This is a genomic window from Mesorhizobium sp. M5C.F.Ca.IN.020.29.1.1 (genome assembly GCF_003997375.1).
GTDB lineage: Bacteria > Pseudomonadota > Alphaproteobacteria > Rhizobiales > Rhizobiaceae > Mesorhizobium > Mesorhizobium wenxiniae.
In genome coordinates, this window is record NZ_RZSW01000207.1 from 1 (window position 1) to 10,109 (window position 10,109).

The 10,109-nt window shown below is 64.3% G+C and carries 10 protein-coding genes; 3 read left to right on the forward strand and 7 right to left on the reverse strand.

The annotated features are described in order from the left end of the window. The 3 genes from hisG to hisS form a co-directional block, all read right to left on the reverse strand. The coding region (hisG, locus tag EOA85_RS17705; RefSeq protein WP_127210583.1) for an ATP phosphoribosyltransferase at positions 1-564 on the reverse strand (564 nt) is incomplete at its 3' end. Then, positions 561-1,682, reverse strand: coding sequence for an ATP phosphoribosyltransferase regulatory subunit (locus EOA85_RS17710; protein WP_127210584.1), 1,122 nt, complete (start codon positions 1,680-1,682; stop codon positions 561-563). The genes EOA85_RS17710 and hisG, both read right to left, overlap by 4 nt. A 264-nt stretch (positions 1,683-1,946) precedes the next feature. After that, positions 1,947-3,560 (reverse strand): histidine--tRNA ligase, encoded by a 1,614-nt coding sequence (gene hisS / locus EOA85_RS17715; protein ID WP_127210585.1) that lies wholly within the window; start codon positions 3,558-3,560, stop codon positions 1,947-1,949. Positions 3,561-3,757: 197 nt separating this feature from the next. On the opposite strand from hisS, the gene EOA85_RS17720 reads away from it, so the two are divergent. Further along, on the forward strand, positions 3,758-4,009 hold the full coding sequence (locus tag EOA85_RS17720) for a hypothetical protein (RefSeq protein ID WP_127210586.1): 252 nt from the start codon (positions 3,758-3,760) through the stop codon (positions 4,007-4,009). 29 nt (positions 4,010-4,038) lie between these two features. Here EOA85_RS17720 and EOA85_RS17725 read toward each other — a convergent pair whose 3' ends face one another. Further along, a complete protein-coding gene (locus EOA85_RS17725) occupies positions 4,039-4,674 on the reverse strand; it encodes a DNA-3-methyladenine glycosylase I (protein ID WP_127210587.1) in 636 nt (211 codons plus the stop codon). A gap of 213 nt (positions 4,675-4,887) precedes the next feature. Here EOA85_RS17725 and EOA85_RS17730 point away from each other — a divergent pair, with 213 nt between their 5' ends. Both EOA85_RS17730 and EOA85_RS17735 read left to right on the forward strand, forming a co-directional pair. Then, a complete protein-coding gene (locus EOA85_RS17730) occupies positions 4,888-5,634 on the forward strand; it encodes a L,D-transpeptidase (protein WP_127210588.1) in 747 nt (248 codons plus the stop codon). A gap of 273 nt (positions 5,635-5,907) precedes the next feature. Continuing rightward, positions 5,908-6,828, forward strand: coding sequence for a bifunctional 5,10-methylenetetrahydrofolate dehydrogenase/5,10-methenyltetrahydrofolate cyclohydrolase (locus tag EOA85_RS17735; protein ID WP_127210589.1), 921 nt, complete (start codon positions 5,908-5,910; stop codon positions 6,826-6,828). A 197-nt stretch (positions 6,829-7,025) separates the two neighbouring features. On the opposite strand, the gene glcF is transcribed toward EOA85_RS17735, so the two are convergent. Genes glcF through EOA85_RS17750 form a run of 3 tightly spaced genes read right to left on the reverse strand, consistent with a single transcriptional unit; the run spans position 7,026 to position 10,024 of the window. After that, a complete protein-coding gene (glcF, locus tag EOA85_RS17740) occupies positions 7,026-8,357 on the reverse strand; it encodes a glycolate oxidase subunit GlcF (RefSeq protein ID WP_127210590.1) in 1,332 nt (443 codons plus the stop codon). Between the two features lie 9 nt (positions 8,358-8,366). Continuing rightward, positions 8,367-8,768, reverse strand: coding sequence for a hypothetical protein (locus tag EOA85_RS17745; protein ID WP_127210591.1), 402 nt, complete (start codon positions 8,766-8,768; stop codon positions 8,367-8,369). Continuing rightward, positions 8,765-10,024, reverse strand: a complete 1,260-nt coding sequence (locus EOA85_RS17750; RefSeq protein ID WP_127210592.1) for an FAD-binding protein — start codon at positions 10,022-10,024, stop codon at positions 8,765-8,767. Before EOA85_RS17750 ends, EOA85_RS17745 begins: the two co-directional genes overlap by 4 nt. Positions 10,025-10,109: the final 85 nt, after the last annotated feature.

Consider the following 10,109-nt stretch of genomic DNA (forward strand, 5'->3'; position numbering starts at 1 on the left):
GTTGGCGCGCAGCGTCGAGCCTGACGTGGTGATGTCGACGACGACATCGGCCAATCCCGCCGCCGGCGCGCCTTCGGTGGCGCCCAGGCTCTCCACGATGCGATAGACCTGGATACCGTGCTTTTGCGAAAAGAACTGCTGCGTCAGCCGCCAGTATTTGGTGGCGATCCTGAGCCGCCTGCCGTGGCGCTGTCGGAAATCGGCGGCGACATCGTCGAGATCGGCCATCGTATCGACATCGAGCCAGATGTCGGGCACCGCCACCACGACATCGGCGTTGCCGAAAGCGAGGCGGGCGACGATCTCCGCACGCGCCTCCCAATCGGCGAGGCTTTCGCGCAACAGATCCTCGCCGGTGATGCCGAGGTCGACCGAGCCCTGGCCGATCTCGCCTGATATTTCGGACGCCGACAGAAACGCCACCTCTACGCTCTCCACACCTTCGATGCGGGCGCGGTATTTACGCTCGTCGCCGGGCAGGCTGACGGCAAGCCCGGCCTTGGCCAGCACCTCCAGCGCCTGCTCCTTGAGCCGGCCCTTCGACGGGATCGCCAGCGTGATCATTGCGCCTTCTCCCGCAACGCTTCGATGCGGTCGAGCCAAACGGAAAAGCCGACGCCGGGGATCGGCGTTTTCGCGCCGAGCAGCGTCAGCAAGCGGTCATAGCGGCCGCCGCCGGCCAGCGGCCGGTCGCCGTTTTCCGCCGCGATCTCGAAGACCAGACCGGTGTAATAGTCGAGCGGACGACCGAAGGCGGCGTCGTAGCGGATTTTTGCCGTGGGCAGGCCAAGAGCTTCGATCGACTTTGCACGTGCGGAAAAATTGTCCAGCGCCGCGCCAAGCGAAAGCCCGGCGCCGGCCGCGAACGTTTCGAGCGCCTGTGCGGCGCCGTCAAGCGCTACGTCGATCGCCAGAAAATCCTTCAGCGCCGAAAACGCCTCGTTCGATAGCCGCACGCTGCGCAGTTCGGCCTTTTCGATGAGCCGCCTGGCAATGTCGGCCGGCGACCGCCCGGCCGACGCGGACAGACCCGCCTGCTCCATGCCGCCGGCGATGTGCGACGAAAGCCCTTCCAGGTCGCCATTGAGGACAAGGGCAGCGACTGGGCCGGCGAGCTGGCCGTTGCGTGTCGGGTTGGCGAGGTCGGCAAGCGCTGCCTCCAGCATCGCCGCCGAACCGAAAGCCCGCGCCAGCCGCATGCGCCAGCCGCGCGGCAGGCCGAGCGCGGCGAGCACCGCCTCGAATATGGTCTGGTCGCCGAGCGTGATCGCCAGTGCCTGGTCCGGCAGCACCAGCGAAAGCAGCGCATGCGCATCGGCCAGCGAACGAGCGTCGGCCTGTGCGATGTCGCCATCGCCGAGATCCTCGATGCCGGCCTGGAAGAACTCATTGCCGCCCTCGCGGCGCTGGCGAAACACCTCGCCGAGATAGGAATAACGGCGCGGCGTGCCGGCCTGGCTGGCAATGTGGTCTAGGCAGACCGGAATGGTGAACTCGGGCCGCAGGCAAAGTGTGAGGCCGGTCTCGCTTTCAGTGAGGAAAATGCGGCGGCGCAGATCCTCTCCCGCCATGTCGAGGAATGGGTCGGCTGGCTGCAGCACTGCCACCTCGACCGCATGCGTGTTTCGCGCGGCGAAGAGTTTTGTGATGTCTGATGCGATGGCGGGGTAGCGGGAGGTCATGGCAGACGCCCTTCCCTTCTCCCAGTGTGGGAGAAGGTGGATTGGCGCGCAGCGGGTGCTGGACGGAGTGCGGAGGTTAGCGTTCTATGGCGCCCCCCTCTGTCCTGCCGGACATCTCCCCCACATGGGGGGAAATCGGCTGTCGTCGCCGCTTTCGCCAATCGCCGACACTGAACGGATGGAGCCGCCGGTGAAGCTGGCGATCTCCCCCCATGTGGGGGAGATGTCCGGCAGGACAGAGGGGGGCGCGATGAAACGCGACCTCTACTTGCCACGCGCTCGCTCCTCGGCCTGCGCAGCGAGTATCTTCCTCACCTCGCCAACCAGCTCGCTTTCCGCCACCGTCACCTGCGCCGGGCGTGCGGCGCGCCATTCGGCGTTGTCCGCAATCTCCGCCGACATGCGGGCGCCCTCGATCAGGTCCTTGATCTGCACCTCACCCTTGGCGCGCTCGTCGCCGCCCTGGATGATGGCGACGGGGCTGCCGCGACGGTCGGCATATTTGAGCTGCGCCTTCATGCCGGCGCCGCCAAGATACATTTCGGAGCGGATGCCGGCGGCACGCAGCTCGGCCACCATCTTCTGGTAGCGTCCGAGACTTTCTGTGTCCTTGTCCATGGTGAGCACGACGACCGGCGCGACGACGTCCGACGTGTCGAGCTTGCCGAGGTTTTTGAGCGCCGTCATCAGCCTGGAGACGCCGATGGAAAAGCCGGTCGCCGGCACCGGCTCGCCACGAAAGCGCGAGACGAGGCCGTCATAACGCCCGCCACCGCCAACCGAGCCGAAGCGCACGATTTTTCCCTCTTCGTTGGAGATCTCGGCCAGGAGCTCGGCTTCGTAGACCGGACCGGTATAATATTCGAGACCACGAACGACGGAAGGATCGATCAGAATTCGTTTTGTTCCATAACCGCTAGATTGAAAAATTGAAGCCAGCGTATCGAGTTCATTCGCCGCCTCCTGACCTGTCTGATTGTCGGCTCCACGGTTTCGGATCATCTGCACGAGATGTTTGTTACTGAGACACAGCGCCTCTGGATCGTTCGCTTCCCTTCCGTCCAAAATGAAATCGTCCTCAGCAGCGATCCCTTCTGACTTTGTGAATCGAGCTCCGGTAGCGAAGAACAGCACCGTCGCTTCCAACTTATCAATTTGAGGACCGGTCAGCCCCGCACCCTTGGTAAAATCTCCCTCGCCTTCCCTGCCCCCATCCCAGCGGCCCTGTCCTAACAGCAACCGCACGCCTTCCGGACCAAGCTTGTCCAGCTTGTCGATCGCCCGCAGCACCGTCAGCCGGCGGCCGACGTTCTCGTCGCCACCGAGGCCGATCGCCTCGAGCACGCCGTCGAGCACCTTGCGATTGTTGACCCTAATGACGTAGTCGCCGCGTTTGATGCCCAGCGCCTCCATCACGTCGGCCATCATCATCGCCATCTCGGCATCAGCCGCCACACCCGGCGTGCCGACCGTGTCGGCATCGAACTGCATGAACTGGCGAAAGCGGCCGGGGCCGGGCTTCTCGTTGCGGAACACCCAGCCGGAGCGGTAGCTGCGATAGGGTTTCGGCAGACGCTCAAAGTTCGCGGCGACGAAGCGGGCCATCGGCGCGGTCAAATCATAGCGCAGCGACAGCCACTGGTCATCGTCGTCCTGGAAGGAGAATACGCCCTCGTTCGGCCGATCCTGGTCGGGCAGGAATTTGCCCAGCGCATCGGTGTATTCGATCATCGGCTGGTCGACCGGCTCGAAGCCGTAAAGCTCATAGACCGCGCGGATCGTCGCCATCATCTTCTCGACGGCGCGGATGTCCTCGGCGCCGCGGTCGACAAGCCCGCGCGGCAGCCGCGCTTTCATCTTTTCCGATTTGTCGGCCATGGCATGGGTCTTTTTTGCTACGTAATCGATGACTTATTTCGAGTGGGCGTGTCCTAACCGAACCTGTCCGGACCGGCAAGGGTTTGCACCCTGCCTGAAACAAACCACGCGATAAACGAAACAATTCCGCCATAACCGCGGCATTGTGCCGACACAATCGCAGCCGATAAAGCGCGCCGAAACAAGGGGTTCGGGCCATGACCACGGCACGGGAATTCGACATCATCGACAGCGGTGCCCGCGATCTGCCCCGGCTGCGACGGGCCGATAGTCATGCACCGAGGCCGGCAGGCCAAACGGCGGGACCATTCGAGGTCGCCGCGGACGAGCGCAAACGACCGACCATGCGCGATGCGCTGATGACCGGCCTGCTGGTGATCTATCCGGCTTTTGCCACTGTGGCGGCCATCGTTGCCGCGCTTTTTCTGGCCGGCGCCGGCGGCGCTTGAGTTTTATCGCCCGCTTCGCGGTGAGGAAGCTACTTCGGCCGCTTGAACGCCCTGCGCTCCGCCTCGACCTGCTCGCGGCAGACACAGCCTTCGAGATGGTCGTTGACCAGCCCCATCGCCTGCATGAAGGCGTAGATGGTGGTCGGGCCGACAAAGCTCCAGCCGCGTTTCTTCAGCTCTTTCGAAATCCGCACGGAAACCGCCGTGGTCGGGTTGGCGCGCAGATGGGCGAGATCGACGATTTCGGGCCGTTCGTCGGGGCCGGGTTCGAACTTCCAGAACCAGGCCGCCAGCGAACCGGCCTCGTCGGCCAATTCACGCGCACGCTTAGCGTTGTTGATGGTCGAGACAATCTTGCCGCGGTGGCGGATGATGCCGGCATTGTCGAGCAGGCGCTCGATATCCTCGTCGGTAAAGGCGGCGATCTTGTCGACATCGAAGCCGGCGAACGCCTCGCGAAAATTCTCGCGCTTACGCAATATGGTCAGCCAGGACAGGCCCGACTGAAAGCCTTCGAGGCAGATCTTTTCGAACAGCTTGCGGTCGTCGGTGACCGGCCGGCCCCATTCATGATCGTGGTAGTGCAAATAATCCGGCAGATTGCCGTGCCAGAAGCAGCGCGCGATACCATCGGGTCCGGCGAGCAGGCCTGTCTTCTCATCCATGGCGGAATTCCATTCGTTAATGCGCCTCAGCGCTGCCTTTACCGCGGCTTTACCAGATTCCTGAACCGGCCGGTAACCACACCGAAAGGTTTACTGACAATGGAGCATTTTACGCATTCCGATTCACGTTTCGGTTGCCGCTCCGCGCCCAATGTCCGCGAAATCGGGGACCCTTTTGGGCCCCGGCGTGTTCGATGATCAAGGTGCGTTCCGATGAAGACACTTTTGTTCCCGCTGCTCGGCGCCGCGGCCGTACTGGCCGCTGCCGCTACATCCTCCAGCGCCAATGACCGCTATGCCGACAGGCCGCCAGTGATGGTGAGCCCCGACCTTTCGGCGCCCTGGGTGCTGCAGCTTGGCCGCGCGCCGGGCATCGTCCGCCAGAACCGGCAAGAGATGCAAAAGCCGCAGGGCCGTTCTCAAAGGCAGGCGCAACCGGCTCAGCTGCATACGGCGGCGATGCAGGCGCCGGCCAAGAAGCGCCTGCTCGCGCGGCCGCAGATCAACCCGATCTACCTGCCGCAGGAGGTCGCCTATGACGGTCCGGAGAAGCCGGGCACGATCGTCATCGATACGAGGGAGAATTTCCTTTATCTGGTCGAGAACAACGGCAAGGCGCGGCGCTATGGCGTCGGCACCGGCAAGCCGGGCTTCGAATGGGCCGGCAAGCACAAGATCTCGCAGAAGAAGGTCTGGCCCGAATGGCGACCGCCGGCGCAGATGATCTCGCGCGAGGCCGCCAACGGCCGTTATCTGCCGACCTATGTCGCCGGCGGCGTCGAGAACCCGCTCGGCGCGCGCGCGCTCTATCTCGGCTCGACGCTCTACCGCATCCACGGCACCAACCAGCCCTGGACGATCGGCGGCGCCGTGTCGTCGGGCTGCATTCGCATGCGCAACGAGGACGTCGTCGACCTCTATGAGCGGGTCGATGTTGGCACGACGGTTGTGGTGATGTAATCTGCAGTTGATTTTGTTGCCGATTCTGTTCAGAAGACTCTGGATCATCGGATACGGGGGACGGGCCGTGTGGGGATGCGGCCAGTCAAGAAAGGGCGGCGCGGCAAACCGCGCTGCCCTTTCTGTTTCTAGGACGCGACAGGATCACGTCTGACAGGGGTCAGCTTAGACCGGTAGGTCGCGCCCGGGGTATGGCGGTTCGCATTCTCGCTGCCATTCTTCTCGTTATTTTGCTATGTCGGCTGCAACGTTCCCTGACAAAGGCCAATCTACATGCCCCTGTCCGATGACAGCCGCTATCTCAAAGGCGGCCCGGTCGCCCAACGCATCATCGCCTCGGTGCGCGAGGATGCAGCGATCGCCACCGCAGAAGGTTTTCCGCCCAAACTGATATCGATCACTGTCGGCGACACCGCTGCGGTCGACGTCTACGTGCGCAACCAGCGCGCCAAGGCGGCATTGGCCGGCATCGATTTCGAGGAAAGACGGTTTGCCGCCGACATCACCGCCGGCGAACTCGAAGCAGCAATCCACGGTCTCAATGCCGATCCGCGCGTCACCGGTATCATCATCCAGCGGCCGGTGCCGGTGCATATCCCGATCAAGACGCTTCAGGCGGCGGTGCATCCGCTCAAGGACGTCGAGGGCATGCACCCGGCCTCGATCGGCAACATCGTCTACAACCAGCTCGACCTTGCACCGTGCACGGCGGCCGCTTCGGTCGAACTGCTCAAGGAGACCGGCCTCGATCTGAAGGGGCTCGAGGTCGTCATCGTCGGCCACTCCGAGATCGTCGGCAAGCCGATCGCCTTCCTCTTGATGAGCAAGGGCGCGACGGTGACGGTCTGCCATCACATGACGCGCTCGGTGGCAGCGCACGCGCGCCGTGCCGATGCGCTGTTCGTCGCCGTCGGCAAGCCGCGGCTGATCAAGGCCGACATGGTCAAGCCGGGTGCAGCCGTCATCGACATCGGCATCAATGCCGAGACAGGACCGGACGGCGAGAGCCGCATCGTTGGCGACGTCGACGCCGAGAGCGTCAAGCATGTCGCATCCTGGATCACGCCGGTGCCGGGCGGCGTCGGCCCGATCACCGTGGCGATTCTTTTGCGCAACACGATGGTGGCGCTCAGCCGCCAACGCGCACGCTACCAGGCGGCCTACGGTGTGGTGGACAAGCTCGCGGCGGAATAGGCACGTAGCGGCAGGCCCCCTCACCCAGCCTCCGCTTCGCTCGGTTGACATCTCCCGAGGGGAGAGGCGGCTTTCAAGGTCGGCACCAGTCTCTTGTCCCCAACGGGGAGAAGGTGGCAGCCCACGGGTCTTGCCTCCGGCAAGCCCGAGGACAGGCTCCGCGGCCGGATGAGGGGGCTCGCCTCAGAACTGTCCCGTCACTCCGCTGCCACGACTGCCCTGTTGTCCGGAACGCCTTCCGGCCTCGGTCCACCATAGGCCCAGTCGAGCAGTTTTACCGTGTGCACCACCGGCAATTTGGCGGCAGAGGCGATCTGGGTGATGCAGCCGATGTTGCCGGTGGCGACGATTTCCGCACCCGTCGCCTCGATATTCCTGACCTTGCGGTCACGCAGCTGAGCCGAAATCTCGGATTGCAGGATGTTGTAGGTGCCGGCCGAGCCGCAGCACAAATGCCCCTCGCGAGGTTCGCGCACGATGAAGCCGGCTTTGGCCAGAAGCTCCTTCGGCTGGCGGGTGATTTTTTGGCCGTGCTGCATCGAGCAGGCGGAGTGATAGGCGACGATCGTGCCGGGCTTGCGCACCGGCTCGGGCAGGTCGAGGCTCACGAGATATTCGGTGATGTCCTTGGCCAGCGCCGACACGCGCGCCGCCTTTTCCGCATAGGCCGGATCGAGGCGCAGCATGAAACCGTAGTCCTTGGTGGTGGTGCCGCAGCCCGACGCGGTGATCACGATTGCATCCAGCCCTCCCTGGTCGATGGCGCGCGTCCAGGCGTCGACATTGCGCCTGGCCGAGGCAAGCGCTGCCCCCTCGCGGCCCATGTGATGCACCAGCGCGCCGCAGCAGCCCTCACCCTCGGGAACCACGACCTCGACGCCCAACCGCGTCAGCAGCGCGATCGTCGTGTCGTTGATGCCGGGATCGAGCACGGATTGTGCGCAGCCGGTGAGAATGGCGACGCGGCCGTTTTTTGCTGCGCCCTGGCCGGCATGGACGCCCGGCGACGCCATTGGCGAGGCCGCAGGAACCGACGCCGGGGCAAGCTTGAGCATCGCGCCCAGCGGCTTCAGCGCCGGGATCTTTTCGAACAGACCGGCGAATGGCTGCGCGAGCCTCGCCAGCTTGAGCGCAGCGCGAAAGCGCGAGGGATAAGGCAGGACAAAGGCCAGCATGGCGCGCATCAGCCGATCGAGCGGCGAGCGCCTGTAGGTCTCCTCGATATGGACGCGGGCGTGGTCGACCAGATGCATGTAATTGACGCCCGACGGGCAGGTTGTCATGCAGGCGAGGCAGGACAGGCAGCGGTCGATATGGGTGACGATCTGCTTGTCAGCGGGGCGACCGTTCTCCAGCATGTCCTTGATCAGGTAGATCCGCCCGCGCGGCGAATCCAACTCGTTGCCAAGCGTCACATAGGTCGGGCAGGTGGCCGTGCAGAAGCCGCAATGCACGCATTTGCGCAGGATCTTCTCCGATTCCGCGACATGCGGATCGGCAAGCTGGGCAAGCGAAAAATTGGTCTGCACGCAAAAATCCTATAATCCCAAGAACCAGCTTTCCGGGTCTTTGACCGGCTCGCCGCGCTGAAGCGCCTGCAGGCCGAGAATGCAGCGGGCTATGAACCAGACGGCGACGGCGAACATCAGCACGACGCCTATCGCCACCATCATCAGCACAACCGAGATCAACGCATAAAGCAGGCCGATCCAGAAGGTGCGGATCAGGAATGTATAGTGGCTCTCGACGAAGCCGCCTGCTTTGCCGCGGTTGATATAGGCCAGCACGATGCCGGCAATACCGGTGACGCCGATGACGAGGCTGGCGAGATAGAGGATGTAGATGACCAGCGCGTTGGTCGAACCCGGCTCCAGCCAGCGGTCGGTCTGGCGCGGCGCGGGTTTACCTGAATCGGTCGGGCCTGGATTGATGTCGCTCATAATGCTGCTCCCTCGGTTGCGGTGCCAAGAGTAGCAGAGCTTGCAGCCGGCGCCATACGGCCGGGATTGAGGATATTCTTAGGATCGAATTCGGCTTTGAGCCGCGCCGACAACGCTGCCAGTTGCGGCGCCTGCGGCTCAAACACCGGCACAGCGGCGCGATGCGAAGGCGCGGCGCGCACCAGCGTCGCATGGCCGCCGCCATACTGTCTCACCAGGCCGCGCAGAAGATCGGCTTCGGGATCACCATGCTCATCCATGCGCAGCCAGATCAGTCCGCCCTGCCAGTCATAGAAGGCATCGGCCGCCGCCTGCATGCGCAGCGCCAGCACCATCTGGTGACCTTGCGCCGGCGCCATCGACACGCGCCACACCGGCTTTTCCAGGCCGTCGGCAAACGGCGCGCAATCTCTGATGTCGCGCCAGACGGACTGCGAGATATCGCCCGAAATCTCCTCGAGCGGGCCGGCATTTCCGAGCAGGTCTTTCAGCGCGGCGATGCGGTAGGCGACCGACGGGCCGAACCCCTCGACGCGCAGCAATGTCGCCGCGGCATTGCCGAGGCTGCCGCCGGCGACCCGCGCGGCGACGCGTTCGGGAAGATGGGCCGCACTCGAGATTTCGGCGCTGGAGCCGAGCGCCAGCGCCATGGCGGCGGCGGCATGATCGTCGAGCAGGCCGCGCAGAGCGAGCGTGACTTCGGTCTCGGCTGATGGCAGCACCTTGAAGGTGACGTCGGTGAGGACGGCAAGCGTGCCCCAGCTGTTGGCCATGAGTTTCGACAGGTCGTAGCCGGTGACGTTCTTGACGACGCGGCCGCCGGACTTGAAGGCCTCGCCGCGACCGGAAACTGCCGCTACGCCGAGAATATGGTCGCGCGCCGCCCCCGCCTTCAGCCGGCGCGGGCCGCAAAGGTTCGCAGCCAGCACGCCGCCGATCGTGCCTCGCCCTAACTCACCGCCGAGCAGCGGGCCATAATCCAGCGGCTCGAAGGCCAGCTGCTGGCCGTTTTCGGCAAGCAGGCTTTCGATGTCGGCGAGCGGCGTGCCGGCTTTGGCCGACAGCACCAGTTCGGCCGGCTCGTAGAGCGTCACCCCGGACAGTTTCGACAGGTCGAGCGTATGCTCGGTCTGCAGCGGACGGCCGATACCGCGCTTGGAACCATGGCCGAGGATTTCGAGCGGCGAGTCTTCGGCGGCGGCCCAGGCAACGGTGGAGAGGGTTTCGGCTGCGGTGGAGGGAGTGAAGGTGGTCATGGCTATCTCTGGTTCCTCGCTCCCGCAACGCGGGGGAGAGGTGGGTCGGGCGAAGCCCGAGACGGAGAGGGGGCAATCATAGAAC